This is a genomic window from Enterococcus ratti, from assembly GCF_001886195.1.
Classification (GTDB): domain Bacteria; phylum Bacillota; class Bacilli; order Lactobacillales; family Enterococcaceae; genus Enterococcus_B; species Enterococcus_B ratti.
Genome location: NZ_JXLB01000029.1, coordinates 1 through 21,644, shown reverse-complemented (window position 1 = coordinate 21,644; position 21,644 = coordinate 1). Strand labels below are relative to the sequence as shown.

Below are 21,644 nucleotides of genomic sequence, written 5' to 3'. Positions count from 1 at the left end.
ACATTTATAGGCAACAAAAAAAGAGCTGCAATAGCTCCTGCAAAGATTTTCTTTTTCATCTGGTTCCTCCTATTTTTTCAAATTATATGCAGACACACCAGTTACAACACCTAAAAATGTTGCTACTGCATTAATCGTTAAAACAGTCATATCTGTTTCTTGCCATCCATATGCCTTGCCCAACGTAGCTACTAATACAGAAGCAGCTGGTAATACAGTGAGTACCGCCCATTTGATTATTTGATAATATTTATCTGGTAAAATCATTTCTTCTCACCTCCTTTACAATTTAGTCAAGAAATAGCCAATGATCGTAATGCCTAAACCAATCATATAACCCCACGACCATTTATTATTAGATTTAATTTCTTTGATATCTTCTGCATTATTAAGCGCAATAGAATATGCCTGATCCGCTCTATCTTTTGCACTTTCCGCTTTTTCGCGTAATGATTCGTAATTATCCAGTTTCGTTTCAATACGCACTAAGCGCTCTACTACATCTTGTATCGTTTCATCTTTCAATGAGCTATCCTTCTTTCATAAAAAATATTTAAACTTAAGTACTCTATAGAAAATCTAATCTACTCTATAGACACAATAGCCTGAAGCCCAAGAAGTCCGATTTCTCCATCCCAATCCTATAGTAATAGTTCCGATATCTGTATTTGCAGATGGTTTTCTACCTTGAATATCAAATGAAGCATTCTCCATTCCGTTTTTAGTTCGTATCATACAAGAATTATATTGTTTGTGACTTGGAATAGCCCAATCAGGCAAACGTCCAATCATTGTAAATTGGTTGTTGTTTGATCCTTTTATAGATCGATTATTTCGCGAAGCATAATATTTACTTTCTAAAAATTTATCGTCTGTATATTTTTCAGCAATAATTTTATTTGTATCAATTTTGTTTGTTAAACTATCTGCAATTTTTGTAATATTTGTATTTGTATCTGCAACTTTATTATCTGTGTATTTGTTAGCATTATTAGTTATTTGATTTAATTTATCATCAGTCGCTAGATTTTCTTCTACATATTTTGGTGCTAAATCCCACACATAATTTTTTGGATTGTTTGAATCTCGTATACTGATTCCACGATATTTATACTCTTTTATGTTAGGCGTTCTTTTTTTCCCTTTTTCGATTTTCAGCCAATCTAACGTACACATTCCAGAAGTTACTTTCGGTATTTGATATATACATAATTTATTGGGTTCTTCATTAAGAACTTGTTCAGGAGTAAAAGTTAACGTCCAAACATCAGTTAATCCTTCAACTAATTCCGCATTACCATATAAATAAGTTCCAGAATTATACACACTAAATTTTTGTGTTGGTGGCTTCGTTCCTTTTATTGTAATTGTATATGTTTGGCCAACAATTAAATCTTTTAGCATAATTCCATCATAGATAAGATAGTTATTTGTTTTTATAGGAAATTTAATTCTAGTATCAGCAATATTTTCTCCTAGCTTATTTTTTCCAATATAATAAGGATAGTCTATTAAATTTGGTTGGTATGGCGTAGCTATTGAAGATTCTTCTAGCTTGATATATTCTATATTGATTGATCCATCAACAATTTGAGAACTACTATCTAAACGCAAATAAGTACGTTCTACTTGATCCATATTTTGGACGCTGCCAGTAACAGAAAAAATTTTTGATTCTCCTACTAAAACATCTGCTAAGTTTATTCTCAGCAAAATATTGCCCCCTGGAAATTTTCTATAAGTTAGACGAATTTTTGAAGGGTCTCCTACAAAATCATCATTTATTGTTATTTTAGCGGAAAGTGTATATGTTTTTTTTGGTTTAATTTGTGTGATGTTATCTGTTTCACAACCAAATCCTGTTTTTCGAAAAGTTAGTTTTATACCTTTATTTTCATTGGTAATTACTACATTATCTTTTGTTATAAAATAATCACTAGTTATTTTTCTTAGCAAATTAGGATTCCCCGAATAATCATAGCCCCCGAAGTCGATGCTGTTACTGTACATCACTTGCAAGTTACCTAATTTAGAAATTTCTTCTTTCAGAGCATCTAACTTGTCTTGTAGTGTTTTGGCTTGACCAGTTAAATCAGTAATCTGTTGATTTAAGCTATCCACTCTACCTTTAATTTCAGCCATAAAAGCATCAAAAGTTTCATTATACTTTCGAATCAATTCTTCTAATTGCGAAACATATTCATCGGCTTGGCCTTGCGAAATGTCAGACACTCCTAGTGAGAAAAAAATGATATCTTGCGTCGTTAAAATTTGATCGTCTTTTCTATATTCTACATAGCAGTGTTTATAGTATCCTGCTTCACTCATAAATGTTCCATCAAGAGAAAATGTGACTTCTTCACTAGTTACACTAGTTGCAACACTATCTACATAACGGTTAGATGGCGTTGTTCCTTTTAAAGTAAATGTTCCGCCACTCGTATCCATCTGCAAGCCATTTAAAAATGGTTTTACAGTCACTGTAATCCCTTTATCCCCTTGACGAGCCATAATAGCTTTAGTGTAGTTTAATTCTTTGCTGAAATCTAAAGCCAAATTATATAAACTGCTAGCCATTTATATACCTCCTTCTAAAATTCATTTTGATCGTATTCGTGTACATTATAATCATGATCATCAAGTTCTAGACGTTGATGCTCAAAGCCCTTTCTATGCGCTACTAAATTCCAAGAAAACAATACATTAGGTGTATCAGTTTCAATTGTAAAATAATCTGGTGTAGTTTCTGTTACTGCAAATTTACATAATTTATTAGGTGTTAAGAATACATGATACAAACAAAGCGTTACTGTTTCTGCATAAATAGGATCAATTGGCACATTAACAATACAATCTTTTCCTACTAAAGCTTCCCCATAATCAGCAAAATAATTCTCTGGTGTTTCGTAGGCATTTAATAGTCTTTGACCATAGTGTTCTGTAGAAACGCTGGCATTTTTAGTACCACCAGCAACACTAAAACCAGTCGACCGAACGTTAGCTATCGTTAACTTGCCATTATACTTATGAGATAGTTCTACTCCGATATTATGAAAACCATTAACATTAGCTCTATTTTCTGGTATGCTAGTACCGTCACTTCTACTACCTGCCATCAAATTAAATGATGTAGACGTATTGACACCAAAAGTAGTATCAGTAAAATCAAAGGAATACGCTGGAAAACTTGCCTCGCCTTTGCTAACGCTAAAGCCTTGCGCTTTATCTAACAGTTGAAATCTAATATTTGACGTTGTTTTATTTGAACTGATAAAATTGTCTGGTTTTTGTTTAAAATATACAACGCCATCGCTGTTTCTTTTCCAAGAAATCTCGCCATTTTCGATTTCTGTAGTAAAATCAGTTCCTTGACTAGTCATGCTACCACCTGTAATAGTTGCCCCTTCAATAGTAATTGCTTTTAACACACCAGACGTAATAAAACTAGCGTTAAATACGCCATCTAACGTCCATGCAGTATCATACGTTCCATTAACGCCTGTTTTAGAGAAACCAATTCCAGCATTGTTAATTTGCAAAACATTTCGTGCAGTATTTTTGTCCGGCGTGTCCATAATCAAAATTCTACTAGGCGCTTTTTTAGGATCTAATAAAACATAACCGCCATCTTGACCAGTAATCATATCAGTTTGATGATCTACAATATCATTGATTAAATCACTGATTTCACCACCATTTTTTAATTGATCAATGGCATCATTAATCAAATTGCTTACATTATTCTCCGTATTTTCTAAGAAGTTTGTTTTGACGTTTCCTACAACTAATTTATCGTATGAGTTGGTTAAAACATTAAACGTATATTCCACGATTCTTGCTGATATATTCACTTTTAACTGTGGATGATACACATCTACTCCGTCACCCATCGAAATTTTCTCTAGATCAACAAATTTTTCATAACCTCTTTGATGCCTTAGTGGTACTAACTCAATCGAACCACTTATTTGTGGTTTTTGTTTATCTATGTTTTTTTTCAGCCATTCTTTAGCGACTTTCCTTAACGTTGATACATCAGTCGCTTTATCTTTGAAATCAACAAAAGAAACATATCCAGAATGATAATCATCAGCGTAATCTGTGAAAATGATTTCTTCTGGTAGAGTGATCTCGTCTTCTCCTTCTGAAGAACTGCTAATGAAAGGATAAACTCCAACTAAAACACTTTGAGCATCTATCTCTAAGTCAAGACCAGTTAAGTTTTTAGTATAAATCACTTTAATTTTATGATCCGTACCTAGTCTTTTTTCATGACGTAACGTGTTATTATCTTTTAGAAATTCACCATGAAATCGATCTAGAATAGATCCCTCTTTTCCACCAAAAAATTCTAAAAAATTCGCCTTTTCTATTTTCACATTAGCAAGTGTATCTACTAATGATGAGAAAGAAAACTGCGATGGTATAGCTGGTTTAGCTAAAACTTTTGCGTTTTGCCATGCCTGCCTAGCATTGATTTTTTCTGTTCCGCTGTCATATTTATTCAACACCGATTTTCTTATATCATTAAAAATAGGTTCAGCTTTCACTTCTATCGTATTCCCTATTACAGAAGTCTTTGCATAATAAATCCGTAGACGCTGTTTTGCTCTATTTTCATCTACATAGCACTGGATAATACGCCCTTCTATAATCAAGTCTACATTAGTTCCGTTTATTGGATAAGTACCCTGAAATATCTCAGCTCCGTTTAATTTATTACTAACAGTAGCTGTTAACCAATCTGATAAAGCACCTAATCCTTGTGTATCATATAAATGTTCAGTTAAATTATTCGCGTCATTTTTATCATAAATAGTTATTAAATTATCGATCATCTATTTCACCTATCTTAATCCATTACGATAAATTTGTATTTTGCTCAAATCAGTGCAATTAAAATGGTTAATATCCACTTGTAATGTCGGATATTGCATGGTCTTCATTTTGTTGGACCTATCTAAAATATCTCCGTCCGATTGCTCTTCGTAGCAAAGCATTAAACCATTTACACCACGTAACGTTTCATCCATATCAGCGCCCATTGTGTTTTCTAGGACCATAGCTTGTTCCGTAATTTTTTGTAAATCTTGATTATTTAAATCGCCTAAATTGCGTTTAACCAAAATCAATGCATAGATGAAGTTTCGTTGCTGTACAGTGAAACGTCTAGGATCAATAAAACGAATTTCAATGACTCGATCGCCATCGTAGCCGTCATACATCGTCTTTAGTCGATCAATGAACCACCAATTTTGATAGGCATCATCTCGTTTTTGTTCCATTTCTTTTTGTTTTTGATAGGGCGTTAAATCAATAGCAGGTTTTTCTCTAGTGATTTGAAACAGCCCCCTTCTCTCGATAATGTTTTTTTATAATACTGTTTACGGTAGCTTCTACTTCCTTTTGTGGTAAAGGATCGATACTGTTTTGATTTGTCGTATAAGAGAGTGATCTTACTCGTTCTTCTTCAACACCTCTTAGTAATAAGCCACCCACAAATTTAGCGAGACGGTCATTACGCCCGCTATTTTTAGAGCCAAAACCTTCCGCAACTGTCTCAAACAGTTCAGTTGTTTTATTTTTATAACCGAAATTGGGCTTGAAATTAGGCCGTTTAAACGCATGATTTTCTTCCCTCTTAGAAACAGCTTTGATTAGTTCTGAATCGGCTGTTACGATAGATGTTGGTGTCAACACTTCATTACCTTTTTCAACGACACACCACTCATAAAAGCCTTTACTTGTTTGTGAAGGTGGAACCATAACATAATTGTTGTGATGAGCTTTTACATCTACACCAGGAAGCCAACTAATTGCTTGGTTTTTGGGAAAGCCATCTTTTTTAAAATAAAAGAGCTGTTCCCCACCGTTCGGCGTTTTTTGAAACATAGTTTGTTTAAATTGTTCAGGATGTTCGTACAGCGCAATTGATTTGAAGCCGTCATCTCCTCCAGAATGACGGTCAATATCAATCACAAAGAATTTATCCGTTTTGACTGCGATATTGGCAAAAGGATACATCGTCCAATACTTGTGTATCTCTTCTTCTGTTAAAGGTGGACAATCAGCAAATTTGATAAGAGGCGTCTTCTCTTTCATTGGAATGACTGAAAAGCCCAACTTTGCATAATTAAGCGCCGCTTCCATCATTTGCATCTCTTACGTCTCCTTAAAATGGCATGTCTTCATCAGAAGGAAAATCGTTTCGCTTTTCTTCAGGTGCAAAATTAGGAGCTTTTGGGTAAGCATCTACTTCATACTCACGAAATGGATTTTCTGGATCCTTTTTATTTTTTCGTTCTTTAATGGTTAAAAGTAATTGTGTTCCAATAATATTTTTTAACGCCAATGCAACAGAGTAAGTATCTTGAAAGTCTGTTTCTTTAAATGCATACTCCCCAATAAAAGCCAATTTTTGAGCCAATTTCATATTGCGTTCCTGTACAAAACGTGGAATTTCTTTTCCTTTCCATTCTTCAATAAAAGAAAAACTTACTAATTCTTTACGACCAGATAATTCTCCAGTCGTGATTTCTGTGGTAACAACGATATTTTCCCAACCACTGTCGTAATTTTGAAATTCAACATTGGCAATGACTGCGTCATATACTCCTGCCGGAATTTTGTCTCCTCCGCTATTCACCTTATCTGTAGCTGGATCAAAGTTGTTTTTAATTTCTTTTGCTAAATCTAGTAATGACATTTTTTTATACTCCCTTTTTTATAATAAATTTTTAGTTTCCTCTTCTTTTTCTTCAAATCGATTCTCTTGCTGCTTTGTAATATTTTGAGCGATTTTGTCCTGTTCCGTGCGATTTACTCGCTGTGTACGATCAAAAACGCCTGTAATCGTATCTAAGATAGTTAAAATTTGCGGGTCATTCACGTGCTCTCTTGTATAAGCTTTTCGACGAGCTTCAACTCTGCGAATATATTTGTTCCCTAATTTTTTTGTTTGTATATTTAAATCGCTATTTCCGTTGATCAAGTTGACATATTTTGTTTTTAATGAAGGAATATCAAACGTAGCGTTGTTCTCCATCTTTTCGACTTGTCTAGAAATGTAGATGACGTTCATTGGCAATGTCTTTAGATCAATGACCATTTCTGTAAGTAATCCGTTAAACTCGTCATATCCTTTTCCAAATGGAATTTCTCCTAACGATTTAACGCCATGAGAAACTTGAACATACTGCTTGATCATTTCTATGATGTCATCGATCACATCTAGTACTACTGTTTTGTAAGTGTGATTCTGTGTCTGTAAAGCTAAGATAATTTCCCCGATTTGTTCTGGAACACCTCTCACTATCTTTCCAGTTTTATCACGAATATTTCGAATTTGAATAGAAGGCACGCTATTTGCTTCTGCGTTACCATCTGTATTTAGTATTAAAGGGCTTGGAAATTCGCTGGCTAAGAATGATTTACCGCTCATTGTTTCTCCCCATATAAAGTAGTTTCTTGGGGTATCTTTGGGTATCTGCGGTTTATTTTCAGGTAATTGAAACATTTATTCTCCTCCTTTATAGATCATCTTATCCTCAAACCTTTTGTTTGAACGAGTTCTGCACCCGAAATCTCTCCCTGCTTCAGTTCTTCCTTCAATTTCTTTTTATCTAATTTTGGAGGTATAGGGGTAAAAAATTCTTTTGGAATTAAGTTCTCATTGAGTACGTTGACAGATATTGGATTATTTTGAATTCCAATGTTGAATAATTCACCTTTAATCTTCGTTTTACCAGTCTTTTCCATTTCCTCTTGTAAATAGTGTTTGATGTTTTTCACGTTGTTCAAAAGCGTTGTCTTGCGCTCTTGCAGTCGTTTAATTTCGTTATCTATAAGAACAGCTTTCCCTTCTACTTCTTTAACTATTTTTGCTAAGTTTTCTGCCTTATACTCGATCGCTTCATTAATCGAATCGAGAGTATCGCGAAGAATTTCTTCATCCAATTGTTCTGCCAGTTCCAGGACTTTGATATATGACTCGCTGAGTTGGTAAAGAGTTGTCATTCTTTTGTGCCTCCTTTAATAATTTTGCAATTTGTTCAAAAGCTAGGATTGCCTCATCTAAATCCAATTCCACAGAATCATCAATTTGCTCGAAAGCAAGGTTTGTTTCTTCAATATCACTTGCTTGATAGATACCAATTTTTCCATTGTCATAAAGATCAAATACTAAAATTCCTGATGCATCTATATTGCGCAGTTTGTATTCGTCTTTTAAAAAGATACGATCTAATGTATCTGTTGCAATTAGCATTTACGGTTCATTCCCTTCTGTGGTAAAATGTAGAAAGATAGCTTATTTCTATTGACACGATCATGCTTGTCGGCGCTCGTGTCTTTTTTTCGCTCCATACTCAGCTTCATCAAGCCCCATAAAAATCCAAACCATGTAAACGATCGTTCCTATCAACGCTTGTCTGCTTCCCCAAAGACCTAAAGCATAAATAATGAGTGGTGCGCTAAATACCAATGCTCGATTAAACTTGCCCATGTCTTTCCCCTTCTTTGCTGTTATTATGTCCGAACACTTACCCGATATTTTATTGTGCTAGAACCCATGCTCTGCATTTTTCTTTGTCGTAAAATTTTTGATCGCCTATACGTCCGAATGGAAGTCCTTTATCTTCCCACTTACGAATAGTTGTAGTTGATACTCCGAAGTATTTCGCTATCTCTATTTGCTTTAATACACGTTTATCTACTGAGGCATCTCTTCTTGCTTTTGCAATTTCATCAGTTATGATTTCATGGATGTAGCTCCGAAGTGCTGCCTCATTTTCAGGCGTTAAGATTACTTCCATAATCCTGAACCTCCTATCAAATTTTATTTTTCTTTCCAAACTCCATACTTAATAGCGAAATCCTTGACTACAGATAAATAAATTTCTTTTAACCTTTTATCACTTTCGATTACATCCAATTTATTTGTCTTATCTCGCTTGGATTTTGAAGCACCTTCGCCAGCCATACGGTTACGTAAATTGGTTAATCTAGTTTTGAGAGAGGAACCAGCTCTACGATCAACTTCTTCATATATCGCTGTTTGAATTTCTTGATAAGCACCGTATCCGCCTTGAGTTTCCGCCATTTTATTTACGAGTTTTCGACATTCTCTACGCCAGTCAGTTGTATTCAATGCCACAATTTCAGTAATATTCTCCATTTGTGTTGCTAAACGTTTTGTCTCTAACTCTTGCTTAGCTACTGCGTTAAATATTCCTTGGAACATTTGGAGTTCTGGACTTAGTTTTGAAGTATCAAGCAACTGTTGTTTATATTCTTTTTCTACTTGAATAAAATATTGACGCGCTTGTTTTCCTTTTTCTGTTCGTTGAATCATTGAAATTTCTTTTGCCATGTCCAATTTCATTGCATGGTCAGTAATATTCTGAATTCCTCCAGGGGTCGGACATTTTTGGGTCACCCTTATGAAATCTATATTTTCAACAAAACCATATTCTGCCATACGACTAAACCATTTTTTATATTCTGTAGCCACCTCCAAAAACTCATGCAATTCTCTGCCGTTTACTAACTGCTCATTCTCCTTATTTGTTGTTACTTTGATTAGTTCTTTCATTCGTTTTCCTCCCTATCTGATTTTGAAATCCGCAATAATTTTGACAAGCAACTGTTTTGCTTTTGGAGTATCAACCAATTTTCCTTCTAGATAATTACTGATATCTTGTTTAGGGATCCCATACAAAACAGCCAAATCGATTTTTTGAATATTATTTTCTTTTAAATATTGAAGAACTTTTTCTCTACCAACATTTGAGTCAGGCATATTTTCACCTCGTTTTTATTTTTCAATAAGATAAAAGGTCAGATTTTTCATATAAAAACATTGACTTATTTTATACGTTCGTATAGAATGAAGCCACAGTTAAATAAGCCTAAAATAAAGCCTTTATTTTGCACTCGGTCGCCAAACTTAATGCCATAAGGTGTGTTTTTAGTTTGCTTTTTTTCTGACCATTTATCTTACGAGTATTACTTTATTACGTTTTGTATAATTTGTCAACAAAAATATTACAAAACGTATAAAGTTTTTGCTCAAAACGAAAGGAACCTTAATATGACGATATTCGAGAGGATAAAAAAATTAGCACAAAGTCAAAAAGTTAGTTTGTCAAAAGTAGCAATCGATTTAGGTTTTAGTGAAAATTTATTCTATCGCTGGAAAACAAGCGAACCCAAAGCAAGAGATTTACAAAAAGTAGCCGATTACTTTAATGTATCTGTTGATTATCTATTGGGAAGAACTGAGAAAAAAAGGTACTACGATTTAACGGAAAAAGACGAACGTGATATTCAAAAAGAATTGCAGTCATTGATTGATGATTTATCTAATGCTGATGGAATGGCTTTTTCGAAGAAGGATGGTGAAATGAGCGAAGCTACACGTGAAGCTCTCATTATTTCTTTAGAGAATGCATTGCGGATAGCTAAGATAGAAGCTAAGAAAAAATATACACCTAAAAAATATCGCGATTAAAAGGAGTGCGATATTTATGTATTTACCTCAAATTGATAAAAAAATTAATAAACTGGTAAAACTATACCAAACACGCAACCCTTTTAGAATTGCACGAGAATTGAAGATACTAGTTTTAGAAGAAGATTTAGGAGAAATTTATGGTTACTATAGTAAATTAAAACAAATAAAAATGATCCACATAAATTCTAATTTAGATGAAATGGGAAAATGGATAACTTGTAGTCATGAATTAGGCCACTGTGTTTTACATTCAAATGAAAACACACCTATGTTGTCTAAAAAAACGCTAGTATCCGAATTAAAAATTGAAAAAGAGGCAAACTATTTCGCAACTCATCTAACTATTGATCCAACTTTAGACGGCTTTGATCATATGACAAAATATGAAAAGCTCGTCTGCTTTGGATTACCAGATGAATTCGATCGTTACTTGTGAATTATAATACAATGTAAGGAGAATGCTATATGAAAATAGGACCACGAAAACCGAGTATAAAAAAATCTATCAGCGCTAGAACTACTGGGAAAGCAAAAAGAGCTGTGAAAAAAGCAGTAATTCCTGGTTACGGTAAAAAAGGCACTGGATGGATTAAAGACCCAAAAAAAGCTGCATATAATAAAGTTTACAATAAGACTACCTTCGGAGTTAATCCTCTTTCATCTATTGATGTAAATAAAAAATCCCTCAACTCTAATATAAAAAATGATAATCAAAACAATCAACAAAGTAGCAAGAAAATTTTAGAAGTAGTTGGCACTCAATATACTGACGCAGAACGAATTTTAAGGAATGTATTGAAAGATAGAGGCGAAACGTGGGATACGTATGGCTATCAATATCACGATTTAGAATTGGTTCTTGTTCCTGAACCTGATAATGAATATGATCCTAAGGCCATAGCTGTTTATTCTAATCATCCAACTCCTAAAAATGCAAAAATAAATAGAAGTGGAAAAATAGGATATTTACCAAGAAATTCTGGTGTAATCTTAAATGAACCTTCAGAAATTGAAACAACTATAAAAGAAGGATATGGAAATTTTTATATTAAAGTTGATGTAAGTAAGTATTTAGAACGAAAAGAATCTATGACAGAAGAAAGAGATAGTGTGTTAGAATCAGAAAATATTGATGACACAATTATTCAAAATACCTCATCTATTGAAGAGAAAAATGAGATTTTAGTAAATAAATTCATATTTTCACTATTAGCAATATTTTTAGGAACGTTGGGAATTCAATGGTTTTATGCACAAAAATTTAAAAGAGGTTTATTATATTTTGTCTTTAGTTGGACAAGTATTACTTTTTTCCTAGGTTTATATGAAGGTATAAAAGCACTGTTAACACCTACAGATAACAATTATTTAATAAGAAGATAAAATAAAAACACGACCACTGTCCAAAGTAAGATCGTATAACTAAGGAGGTGATGCCAGCTATTTTAGTCCGAACACTTACCCGAGCGAAAGGATGAAAAAATGGCAACATTCGAACAATACAAAAAGAAAAACGGTGAAAAATTGTGGAAGTTTCAAACTTATTTGGGAGTAGATCCCTTGACTGGCAAACAAGTGAGAACTACACGAAGAGGTTTTAAAACAAAAAAAGAAGCTCAATTAGCGCTGACCAAATTACAATTGGAATACGAAAGTAATGGTCTAAATAAGTCTAAAGAGTTAACTTTTCAAGAAGTATACGATCTATGGATCGTAAATTATGAGCAAACAGTAAAAGAAAGTTCTTTCGTTAAAACAAAAGAACAGTTTGCGAATCATATATTACCAGCATTTGGTGCTCTTAAAATCAACAAAATATCGATTGATATAGCTCAAAAGTTCGCTAATGAAAAGGTAAAAAAATTTGTGTTGTATAGAGAATTCATCAATAATGCTTCGCGTATATGTGATTATGCTATTAAATTAGGATATCTACAAGATAATCCTTTTAAAAAAATCACAGTTCCGAAAAGAAAGGTCTCTGTTCATGAAGAAGATACTTTAAACTTTTTTAGTAAAGAAGAACTAGAAATTTTTTTGAAATCAGTAGAAAAGAAAAAAGATATTCGTATGTATTCTTTTTTTCGGACACTATCCTTCACAGGGATGCGCGTAGGAGAGCTCTTAGCTCTCACATGGAAAGATATTGATTTTAACGATAATTATATCAAGATAAATAAAACTCTCGCCAGAGGAAAAAATAGACGTCTTTATGTAGAGCAACCTAAAACCAAAAATTCTAAGCGAGATATACCAGTCGATGATGAAACTATAAACATCTTGAAGAAATGGCGATTAGAACAAAGAAAATGGTTGTTAACATTGGGAATTAATACGTTAAGCAAAAATCAACTGGTATTTTCTAACCAGAAAAACGAATATTTCCAATTATCTAAGCCTCGTAAATGGTTAGAAGTGATTATCAAACAAAATAATCTTAAACGTATTACTGTTCATGGTCTTAGACATACACATGCTAGTTTACTTTTAGAAGCTGGTGCAAATATTAAGGACGTACAAGAACGTTTAGGCCACTCGTCTATTCAAATCACTATGGATCTATATATCCACATTACAGACAAACGAAAAGAAAAAACAGCAGCACAATTCGCAAAATATATCGGTATTTAAGCAGAACGTATTCAAAGACGTATTCAAACAAAAAATAGAGGCGAAAATATTGCAAGCAAATGCCTGTATATCAATGTTTTCGCCTCTATTATGAAATGTTATATAAGGAAGGTACAGGATTTGAACCTGCGCGCCGGTATTAGCCGGTTCGCCGGATTTCGAGTCCGGTGCATTACCACTCTGCCAACCTTCCATGAGTATCATTCTTAAACTTTTTTAACGAAAAGTCAAGTCTATTTACCAATAAAAATTAAAAATCAGCCTATTTTAGCTATAAAAAGCAAAAAAAACACAAGAATCATTTCTCCTTCCTATTAGAAATCGCCTGTAGAAAGTAAACGAAAGAAAGAGCATTTAAATGAACCTTGTGTTGTTTTACAAAATGATTATCGAATCGTTTCAGGATTTTCTAAAGCAAGAATTGAATCAATCGTTCGTTTAATGAACGAGATAATTTGTTCTTCTGTTGGACGCATGATGTTTGAAGACATCAAAGAGGCAATCCCTGTTACTGCTACCCACGTTCCAGTGTGTAAAGCATCAATATATTCATCAGATAGTTGATTATAGCGCGAATCTTCTTTTACAATTTCACGAAAATAGTTATAAGAAAAATCGTGCATCTTTTGACCATCTCCGTGTTCGTCAATGTATAGCGCCATATAAAGACTATGATGCTTTTTGGCAAAATAAATATAATTCAAACCTAAATCAATAATTTTATCTCCTGTACGTTCGACTGGAAAAACAGTTTCTTTAAGTTGTTCAAAGATAGAATCTAATAAAGTATTCTTAAGATCTTCCATGTTTTTAAACTCTAAATAAATGGGTTGTGTTGATATCCCCATTTTTTTAGCGATATTTCTTGCAGTGAAACCTTTAAAGCCTTCCTTTGCAACAACTTCATAAGCAGCTTTTAGAATTTGATCTTTAGTATAGACTTTCCTTCTCATTTTAAAACTCCCCCACTTCTTACTGCAATATATGTTGTTTTATTGTAACCGATATTCATGCTGTTTTGCAAATAATTTACTCAAAACGTTATATTTTAAATTTTTTTCTTATTTATTTTTAACAAAAAAATCTTATTATTTAAAAATAATAAAGAAAAATGTTTGCCCTTACAAAAATTGATTTAAATAGACCTTCTAAATTTTCTTACTTGTTACAGTGAATGAAATCTTTCAAGTAATCAAGAATTTATGAATAAAAGCATAGTTATTTATATTACTTTTCAGATAGGAGAACAGTTATAAAAAAAACTATTTTTAGCTAATTTTTATTTATCTCTTAAAAAAATCTGTTTCTCTATATTCATTTATCTAAAATTTTTAGTTCTCCATGATGAGTAACTTTAAACTAAATTGCTCATAAGCAAACAATCAGTCATTCTTTTTCACAGAAATGAAGCTGGTATGCTGCACAAAACGATCAAGAAATCGCTTAACTAAAAATAGATGCTAGTTTTTAAACTGACTTTCTTCCCAATCTTTATGTTTTTTTAAACGCAGACTCTTCTAAACATAAAACCTGCCATTTATTCCCCTTTCCTTGCTTTTTTCTTCTATTCATTTCTTTTTATGAACTTTCTTTCACTTTATTTATTTTTTCTTCTTTTCAGCTAATATTTTACATAAAATAAAAAGATGTGCAATAGACAGACACCTAAGTTAAGGCTATAATTTTCTTAAATACATCTTTAGTTGGATGCTACCAAGTGTTTTTTTATTTATACTAACCATAGCTTACAGAATCGTTCGCTTATCGTCATTTAAAAAAATGGTATAACATGCAATTTATGAAGTACATTATATACCATAAAACAAGGTCTCGAAGGAGTTGAAAATAATGAACATCGCTGCATCACGAAAATTGATTAATTTTATCTCAATCATCGGTTTAGGGGTATCGATTGCACTGACTATTTATTTCATTAACTTAGGTGTATTTAAAGATTTAGATTCTTTGAGAGAATTAGTGGGCGCATCGACTATTTTAGGTCCTATCATTTTTATCTTTATCCAAATATTGCAAGTAGTCATTCCAATCATCCCTGGTGGAATAAGTACAGCAGCCGGCGTTTTAATCTTTGGACCTTATGTAGGATTTATTTATAACTATGTCGGTATTTGTATCGGTTCAATCATTATCTTTTTACTTGGTCGCCGCTATGGAAAACCATTTATTTTATCTATGATTAGCGATAAAACTTATAATAGATATATTGGCTGGCTTGATAATCAACGCCGTTTTGACAAACTATTTGCTTTAGCAATTTTTTTACCTGTTGCACCAGATGATGCGCTTTGCTTAATGGCTGGCCTAACCAATATTTCTGTTAGAAAATTCACTTGGATTATTTTACTAGCAAAGCCGTTATCCATCTTTTTATACAGCATGGCTTTAATTTACGGTGGAAATTTCTTAAGTAGTTTATTAGGATAATAAAAATAAGTGAGCGGATTACGCCAAGATATGTGTGTAATATGTCCGCTTATTTTGTTTTTTTACGTTATAATTTTTATGGTAGGTGATGAAATGTTAGTTTATTTAAAGAGAAGTTTAGGAAATGCTTGGGACTTTCTTAAAGGAACTCAAGCATATTTTCGTGATGTTTTGATCATGCATGGATTTATTTTATTTATTTGTTTGCCTGTGCTAAAAAGTACGACACGGTTTATTTTAAGACGAGGAGCTATCGACTATTTGTCTAGTGAGAATATTTCAACAGTTATTTCTAAACATCCCAATGTCTTTTTGTCCTTAATGGCTGTTTTACTAATGATATTGTTACTAGTGTATTTTGAGTTTACTTTTTTATTAATTAGTGTTTACTTTATCAAAAAACAAAAACCCATCTCGTTAAAACAACTATTGCAAGCAACGATACGTCAGTTAAAAAAAATACGCCCGTTAACGTTTCTTTTTTTCTTAGCTTATTTTCTGCTTATTTTACCCATCAGTGGCTTAAATTTTAATTCTGATTTACTTTCTAAAATTAAAATCCCAGCATTCATCATGGATTTCATTTTTGCCAATCGTTGGATCGTAGTGAGTTCCTTTATTTTCTTGTATGCATTTTTAGCTTATATTGGAATTCGTCTTATTTTCGCTCTGCCGGAAATGATTTTGCGGGATCGTCCTTTTAAACAAGCTGTTAGAGAGAGCTGGTATTTAACAAAAACACGTTTTTTTTCTATTCTCGGACAATTCATCATTATTGGAGGAAGCATTTTACTCATCTCTTTTATCGGCTACATGTTCGTGATTATTTCTCAAGCGTTTGTTGAACGATTATTTCCTGATTATTCATTGATCAGTGCTGTTTTTGCGATGACTATTTTGCAATGCATCCTTTTATTCAATGTTGTAATGTCAACCGTAGGCATCTTCTACATCATTATTGACTTTATGGATGATGAAGGCTTTTTACCCGATTTTCCGAATTGGTTTCGGCTAGAGCCACCAAATCAACGCTTTTCATCTCTGAAAAAAAATGGGTTTATTTTATGCGCTGTTTTTTTCGGAATAGGAGTTTGCTTGTACAATTTGGATTATCTAACTTCAGCCTCACAAATGAAGCCCATCACAATTTCACATCGAGGAGTCAGTGCTCGCAACAGTGTACAAAATACTTTGGCTGCTTTAGAAAAAACAAGTCGAACTTATCATCCCGATTATGTAGAAATGGATGTGCAAGAAACCAAAGATGGTCAATTCGTTGTCATGCATGATTTTAACTTAAAACAATTAACAGGAGTGAATAAAACCCCTCAAGATCTTTCTTTAAAAGAATTAGAAACATTAACAATAACAGAAAACGGTGCGAAAGAACCAATAGTTTCACTAGATTCTTATTTAAAAAAAGCAAAGGAATTACGTCAAAAACTTTTAATTGAAATTAAAAATTCAAAAAAAGATTCAAGAGATATCGTTGAACGTTTTGTCAAGAAATACGAACAAACCATTTTATCTAATCATCATATGTTACAAAGTCTTACTTATCAAACAGTCGTCGACTTAAAAAAAGCAAATCCCAAGTTTTATGTCGGCTATATTCTCCCTTTTAATATCGTTGGACCGCCCGTTATACCGGCTGATTTTTTAGCAATGGAATACAGTACGATCAATCGTAATTTCATTGATTCTGCTCATCAAGATGGCAAAAAAGTTTATGTATGGACGGTCAATCATTCAGATGATATTAGCCGAATGATATTTTACGGCGTCGATGGCATTATTACTGATGAAATGCGTGTCTTAAATGCAGAGATCAAAGAAATAGATGGCGAGATTACTTATTCTGATAAATTGTTGAATTTTGTTTTAGGAGTAGGATAGAAAAAAACTTTCAATAAAAAAGATGCATCTTTTTAACCTCCTCTATTAACTATTCTTTAGTGAGTGAATAAATAATCCAGCAAAAATCAATTTATTGTTTTTATCATATACCTTAAATCAATTTGAACTATAAAAAGGACGCACCAACGAAGCTGTGATGTGAACACTTTCAAGAAATAAGTCAAATTTGGCGAGAATAATTTATTAAGTTTTTGTGAATGCGGCTTTATTTTTAAAACTGATTTTTCATTTCCAACATGACTTTTAAAGAAAAAATTAGGGACCATTTATTCTAAGCTATTATTTAAAAAAACACTTGAAATGACTAGGCTTTTTGAAACGCCTCACAAAAGTTAGATCAAAAAATATAACGTTTGTAAGGGCGTTACCTTTATCATTTCAAGTGTTTTTTCTATAACATAAACCTTCTTTATTTAGTTCTCGCACTCTTAACTGCACGAACGACTGCTACTATTGCCGGAACAGCAGAAATAACCGCTAAAACAATCCCCATTTTTCCTGAAGTTTTTCTTTTTTGCATGGTTTTTCGCTCCCTTCTCTATTAATTTCATTATAGTGAAGTTTACGAAATTTCTCAAAAAAGCTGTTTAAGAAACTAAAGCAGCTTCTGCTTCGGCATAAATTTCATTTAACTTTACTAATAGGCGAAATTTACTATCGTAAACGACAAAGCGATCTCTTTGATCATAACGTTCCACAAAAATAACAGCAGTATTCGTATATGTGCGTTCGATACAACCGATGACTTCATAATTAGTACCGATTGGTTTGCATATGTATGATTTACCAATTTCTAATTCTAACATTTTAAAATCCCCTCCTTTATTTCACATCGCTTTATTTTATAATAACAAATAAAAACGAATTATAGCATTTTTTTTCATTTTTTATTAAAAAACCAGGATTTTAGTGTCAACTGTCTAAACAGATACATAACTATATTGTTTATTTTTCTGTAATTTTTAAATGACAAAATTGTTTGAAGATCTTTTGTCTTTGTTCGTGTTATTTTCTTATAAATCTCTAAAATAATAAATAAAGGAGGATTTTTATGATTATTATTCAAGTGATTGTTTTTATTTTTTTAACTATTGGTTTACTCATCGGATTAACAGAAGACTAACTCATCAGTTCAGATGATCAATTAATTGCTTAAAAAAATGAAGGATGCTAAACTAACCATGGATAGATAGGAAAACTTAGTAGAAAATTCCAACTTATACTTTCATTAGTAAAAAGAGGTGAAATAAATGACATTTACAAAAACTAATATTAAATATCGAGTAGCATTTGATACAGCAACCAACCAATTTATGGCAATCAATGCAGCCAATGAAAAAAATGTCGCTTTCGGTATTACAATTGAGCAAGCAGTCCGAGCATTAAATGAATCCAAATAAGGAGTGAATCATTTTTAATGTTAGCAAGAAACTCGGAATCCAAAAATAACTAAAAGACGTTTGCGCAGGAAAACTGGCAAACGTCTTTTGTTTTTGTGTTAAGTCATCTTTATAAATTTAACACTTAAGCTTACTTATTGGCCATCATTCTATGCATGATGGTTGCTTTGTTATTCATTTCATTTATTTCATCCACGTTTACAAGCCGTATACCCTTGTATTTGGGCTTCTTGTAAAGTGAGCGCTGCCACAGAATCTGCATTATTCAGTCCAGAACAATTTGGGTTAAAATGGTATTTTTTCCCATGTGCTGGCGCAACATACACGATTTGCTCATTATTTTGTACTTGAACTTGTGAATTGCTTTGTGCCGATTCCGCTGCTTGCTGTTTCTGTGCAACTCGCTTAGCTTCCGCTGCTTCATTTACTTTGATTGTTGCATCTACTGTCGCTAGACGACTAGCCAAATTGGAGTCTTTATTGGGAAGCGCTTGAATCAAAGCTGCTGCTGCATAATAGTTTTCCCTAGTTAAAGTTGATTCGGCTTTTTCTAAAACTGCCGTAGCTTCTACGATTTTCTGATTAATTTCTGCTTGGCGTTTTGCTTCTTTTTCTTGTTTTGCTTTTTCTTTTGCTCGACGTTTTGCTTCTTTTTCTTGTTTTACTTTTTCTTTTGCTTGACGTTTTTCCTCTTTTTCTTGTTTTACTTTTTCTTTTGCTTGGCGCTTTGCTTCTTTTTCTTTTGTTCTTTTTTTAACCTGTGTTATTTCCTTTGAACGTGTCGAATTATTAGCAGTTGGACGAATCAGTGAACCACAACCAACTAATAAAAATACAGAGATTAAAAGAATAAGTTTCTTTTTTGACTTTGTTCTTTTAAACAAAGACTTTTTCCATCTCCTTATCCCCCAACATAAAATAATTAAACAGACTAACATTAAAAAAGTTTCCATTATATCCTCCAAATACAAAATAGATTTTCTCCTCATCAATAATAGAAAGTATTTCCTTATTAAAGAAATATAACATTTTGAAGTATTACCAAAAAGATAGAAAATGGCATTTTTTATTTAATTATTTTAAAATAAACTCAAAAGACATATATTTTTTAAATTAACAACACCTTGATTTATAAATAACATTACATAACAAAAATTATAAATTAAATATATAAAATAATGAAAATCCTACTAAAAGTATTGATCGATACATACAAGAACTTCCAATATACTTTATAAAATAACATCTAAAAGTAAAAAACCAATCCTATTACGAATAGGATTGGTTTTTGTGCTATCATAAATACATGTTCTTCTTTGATACCTATATTATAGCATCACTAATTGTTGACTTTAACAGTTAAAACAGACCGCGTATTTCCTGAACTGTCATACCCTACAATTTCAACTCTATCTGTTTTCTTCAAAACCTTATCTTTTGCAAAAAGAGAATAGGTTTCTTGTCCGTTTGCTTCAATTACTGTTGCTGCTTTTCTTATCACTTTATTGTTGACTCTTAACGCCACAGTATCAATTCCAGCTTCATTCGTGCCATAAATTTTACTTTCACCTAATTTATAAGAAGCTACAGTCATTTGATAGTCCTTATTAAATTTAGGATATACTTTATGATTCGTTTTTTCTCCGAAGCTACCTTCTTTATAAATCCCCACAATTTCGAAACTTTTATCTGCAGAGGTTAACCCTAATCCTCTTGTAGGGATCTTAAACGTGCCATCACTTTTGACTTCAGCTGTTTTTTGTAATTTACCATCTATAAGCAATCCGACATTTTGAAATTGATTATTAAATACTTTTCCTTCTGCATACATATCCGTCCAAAAATATTTTTTGGTTTGAATTGACGCACGCTCTACTGATACTATACTGTTCTTTTCAGAACCAGTTGCAGCATAACTGATAGTAGAACTTCCCACGGAAACACTTAATAACAATGCGGACAAAATAATTTTTCTTTTCATCATAATTTATTCAGCTCCCTTCATAAGAATAATTTTATTATATTCGCATAAATAATTTCGTTTTTCTTGTTTTATAAAGAAATTAATTTCAGTGTTAAAATAACAATAAATTAGAGGCGAAAAATTCCTAGCCAGCATTATGAAATCACTAAATCATTTGTTTACTAGAAGGCTACGATGAAGACAACTATTTTTATTCTTGCTATCTAAAGAGTAATAGACTTAAATTTAACTCATTTATTTTATGTATAATTACACATTTTATCTAATAAAATTTCATCTACTGGTCAAATAAATATTGTCTTTTCTAGTACGCTATTTCTAGTCACATTTCACTTTTTTTAAAAAATATCCTAAATATTATCAACAAAAGTTAATTTTTTGTCATCACAACAAACTACCAAACTGGAGTAACTAAATTACTATTCTTCATTTTTCATTGGTTCAATTAATTATTTTTATGTAATTTTGCAAAATAATAAAGGAACCTACACATAAAAAACATCCCCATTAATGTGTCTCTCATGAATTTATGCCACATACTTTTGCTGCTAAAACTAAGCAAGCAGGAATACTTTTAGAAGATATCAAAGTTTTTTTAATACATAAAGACGTTTCTACTACACAAGTCTATGTCCATCTTTCTCCCGAAGTGAAGAAAAGATCAATGAATCAGCTAGAAAACTATATAGGAGAGCAAATCATAATCACCCTTCAAAAGGGTGGTTTACACTAGGGCTATAAGCCCTTAACACCG

General features: G+C 32.4%; 25 protein-coding genes, 1 tRNA gene and 2 pseudogenes. 9 read left to right on the top strand and 19 right to left on the bottom strand.

Features of this window, described 5'->3' with window-relative positions:
• Window positions 1–69: 69 nt before the first annotated feature.
• From RV14_RS10685 to RV14_RS10625, 14 genes and pseudogenes are all read right to left on the bottom strand, one after another.
• Window positions 70–267 (bottom strand): phage holin, encoded by a 198-nt coding sequence (locus RV14_RS10685; RefSeq protein WP_071856243.1) that lies wholly within the window; start codon window positions 265–267, stop codon window positions 70–72.
• A 15-nt stretch (window positions 268–282) separates the two neighbouring features.
• Window positions 283–525, bottom strand: coding sequence for a hemolysin XhlA family protein (locus RV14_RS10680; RefSeq protein ID WP_071856242.1), 243 nt, complete (start codon window positions 523–525; stop codon window positions 283–285).
• A gap of 54 nt (window positions 526–579) precedes the next feature.
• The gene (locus RV14_RS10675) at window positions 580–2,577 is read right to left on the bottom strand and encodes a coiled-coil domain-containing protein (protein WP_071856241.1); all 1,998 of its coding nucleotides are present in this window, start codon (window positions 2,575–2,577) and stop codon (window positions 580–582) included.
• A gap of 14 nt (window positions 2,578–2,591) precedes the next feature.
• A complete protein-coding gene (locus tag RV14_RS10670; protein WP_071856240.1) occupies window positions 2,592–4,838 on the bottom strand; it encodes a phage tail spike protein in 2,247 nt (748 codons plus the stop codon).
• Between the two features lie 9 nt (window positions 4,839–4,847).
• Window positions 4,848–5,003: pseudogene (locus RV14_RS10665) on the bottom strand (phage tail protein); the annotation flags it as partial.
• A 328-nt stretch (window positions 5,004–5,331) separates the two neighbouring features.
• Window positions 5,332–6,153 carry a bifunctional DNA primase/polymerase gene (locus tag RV14_RS10660; protein WP_174544649.1) on the bottom strand — a complete coding sequence of 274 codons (822 nt, stop codon included), beginning with the start codon at window positions 6,151–6,153 and terminating at the stop codon, window positions 5,332–5,334.
• Between the two features lie 19 nt (window positions 6,154–6,172).
• Window positions 6,173–6,706 (bottom strand): hypothetical protein, encoded by a 534-nt coding sequence (locus RV14_RS10655; protein ID WP_071856238.1) that lies wholly within the window; start codon window positions 6,704–6,706, stop codon window positions 6,173–6,175.
• Window positions 6,707–6,724: 18 nt separating this feature from the next.
• Window positions 6,725–7,516, bottom strand: a complete 792-nt coding sequence (locus RV14_RS10650) for an AAA family ATPase (protein ID WP_071856237.1) — start codon at window positions 7,514–7,516, stop codon at window positions 6,725–6,727.
• A 20-nt stretch (window positions 7,517–7,536) separates the two neighbouring features.
• On the bottom strand, window positions 7,537–8,016 hold the full coding sequence (locus tag RV14_RS10645; RefSeq protein WP_071856236.1) for a siphovirus Gp157 family protein: 480 nt from the start codon (window positions 8,014–8,016) through the stop codon (window positions 7,537–7,539).
• Window positions 7,949–8,266, bottom strand: coding sequence for a hypothetical protein (locus tag RV14_RS10640; protein WP_071856235.1), 318 nt, complete (start codon window positions 8,264–8,266; stop codon window positions 7,949–7,951). The genes RV14_RS10645 and RV14_RS10640 overlap by 68 nt, the downstream gene beginning before the upstream one ends.
• Before the next feature lie 60 nt (window positions 8,267–8,326).
• The gene (locus tag RV14_RS12305) at window positions 8,327–8,503 is read right to left on the bottom strand and encodes a hypothetical protein (RefSeq protein ID WP_167359859.1); all 177 of its coding nucleotides are present in this window, start codon (window positions 8,501–8,503) and stop codon (window positions 8,327–8,329) included.
• 49 nt (window positions 8,504–8,552) lie between these two features.
• Window positions 8,553–8,813 carry a MerR family transcriptional regulator gene (locus tag RV14_RS10635; RefSeq protein WP_071856234.1) on the bottom strand — a complete coding sequence of 87 codons (261 nt, stop codon included), beginning with the start codon at window positions 8,811–8,813 and terminating at the stop codon, window positions 8,553–8,555.
• A gap of 23 nt (window positions 8,814–8,836) precedes the next feature.
• Window positions 8,837–9,592 (bottom strand): antA/AntB antirepressor family protein, encoded by a 756-nt coding sequence (locus RV14_RS10630; protein ID WP_071856233.1) that lies wholly within the window; start codon window positions 9,590–9,592, stop codon window positions 8,837–8,839.
• Between the two features lie 12 nt (window positions 9,593–9,604).
• A complete protein-coding gene (locus tag RV14_RS10625; protein ID WP_071856232.1) occupies window positions 9,605–9,799 on the bottom strand; it encodes a hypothetical protein in 195 nt (64 codons plus the stop codon).
• Between the two features lie 291 nt (window positions 9,800–10,090).
• Between RV14_RS10625 and RV14_RS10620 the strand changes: the two genes are divergently transcribed.
• The 5 genes and pseudogenes from RV14_RS10620 to RV14_RS10605 all read left to right on the top strand — a co-directional run bounded on the left by RV14_RS10620 (window position 10,091) and on the right by RV14_RS10605 (window position 13,144).
• A complete protein-coding gene (locus RV14_RS10620; protein ID WP_071856231.1) occupies window positions 10,091–10,510 on the top strand; it encodes a helix-turn-helix domain-containing protein in 420 nt (139 codons plus the stop codon).
• Between the two features lie 16 nt (window positions 10,511–10,526).
• Complete coding sequence (locus tag RV14_RS10615) at window positions 10,527–10,949, top strand: ImmA/IrrE family metallo-endopeptidase (RefSeq protein ID WP_071856230.1); 423 nt, start codon at window positions 10,527–10,529, stop codon at window positions 10,947–10,949.
• Between the two features lie 29 nt (window positions 10,950–10,978).
• Window positions 10,979–11,155: pseudogene (locus RV14_RS13080) on the top strand (NINE protein); the annotation flags it as partial.
• 153 nt (window positions 11,156–11,308) lie between these two features.
• Window positions 11,309–11,896 carry an NINE protein gene (locus tag RV14_RS10610; RefSeq protein ID WP_369887114.1) on the top strand — a complete coding sequence of 196 codons (588 nt, stop codon included), beginning with the start codon at window positions 11,309–11,311 and terminating at the stop codon, window positions 11,894–11,896.
• A 99-nt stretch (window positions 11,897–11,995) separates the two neighbouring features.
• Window positions 11,996–13,144, top strand: coding sequence for a site-specific integrase (locus RV14_RS10605; protein WP_071856228.1), 1,149 nt, complete (start codon window positions 11,996–11,998; stop codon window positions 13,142–13,144).
• Between the two features lie 105 nt (window positions 13,145–13,249).
• On the opposite strand, the gene RV14_RS10600 is transcribed toward RV14_RS10605, so the two are convergent.
• Window positions 13,250–13,337, bottom strand: a tRNA-Ser gene (locus RV14_RS10600).
• Between the two features lie 193 nt (window positions 13,338–13,530).
• Complete coding sequence (locus RV14_RS10595) at window positions 13,531–14,097, bottom strand: TetR/AcrR family transcriptional regulator (RefSeq protein WP_071856227.1); 567 nt, start codon at window positions 14,095–14,097, stop codon at window positions 13,531–13,533.
• A gap of 895 nt (window positions 14,098–14,992) precedes the next feature.
• On the opposite strand from RV14_RS10595, the gene RV14_RS10590 reads away from it, so the two are divergent.
• Window positions 14,993–15,589, top strand: coding sequence for a TVP38/TMEM64 family protein (locus tag RV14_RS10590; RefSeq protein WP_071856226.1), 597 nt, complete (start codon window positions 14,993–14,995; stop codon window positions 15,587–15,589).
• A gap of 93 nt (window positions 15,590–15,682) precedes the next feature.
• On the top strand, window positions 15,683–17,485 hold the full coding sequence (locus RV14_RS10585) for a glycerophosphoryl diester phosphodiesterase membrane domain-containing protein (protein WP_071856225.1): 1,803 nt from the start codon (window positions 15,683–15,685) through the stop codon (window positions 17,483–17,485).
• A 608-nt stretch (window positions 17,486–18,093) separates the two neighbouring features.
• On the opposite strand, the gene RV14_RS10580 is transcribed toward RV14_RS10585, so the two are convergent.
• Window positions 18,094–18,312, bottom strand: coding sequence for a hypothetical protein (locus RV14_RS10580; RefSeq protein WP_071856224.1), 219 nt, complete (start codon window positions 18,310–18,312; stop codon window positions 18,094–18,096).
• A gap of 444 nt (window positions 18,313–18,756) precedes the next feature.
• Here RV14_RS10580 and RV14_RS12300 point away from each other — a divergent pair, with 444 nt between their 5' ends.
• Window positions 18,757–18,906 carry a hypothetical protein gene (locus RV14_RS12300; protein ID WP_167359858.1) on the top strand — a complete coding sequence of 50 codons (150 nt, stop codon included), beginning with the start codon at window positions 18,757–18,759 and terminating at the stop codon, window positions 18,904–18,906.
• A 188-nt stretch (window positions 18,907–19,094) separates the two neighbouring features.
• Here the strand turns inward: RV14_RS12300 and RV14_RS10575 are convergent, their stop codons facing one another.
• Together RV14_RS10575 and RV14_RS10570 are read right to left on the bottom strand one after the other, a co-directional pair.
• The gene (locus RV14_RS10575) at window positions 19,095–19,859 is read right to left on the bottom strand and encodes a cell envelope integrity TolA family protein (protein WP_071856223.1); all 765 of its coding nucleotides are present in this window, start codon (window positions 19,857–19,859) and stop codon (window positions 19,095–19,097) included.
• Window positions 19,860–20,245: 386 nt separating this feature from the next.
• Window positions 20,246–20,890, bottom strand: coding sequence for an immunoglobulin-like domain-containing protein (locus RV14_RS10570; RefSeq protein ID WP_071856222.1), 645 nt, complete (start codon window positions 20,888–20,890; stop codon window positions 20,246–20,248).
• 529 nt (window positions 20,891–21,419) lie between these two features.
• Here RV14_RS10570 and RV14_RS12930 point away from each other — a divergent pair.
• Window positions 21,420–21,623 (top strand): hypothetical protein, encoded by a 204-nt coding sequence (locus RV14_RS12930; protein WP_071856221.1) that lies wholly within the window; start codon window positions 21,420–21,422, stop codon window positions 21,621–21,623.
• Window positions 21,624–21,644 lie beyond the last annotated feature (21 nt).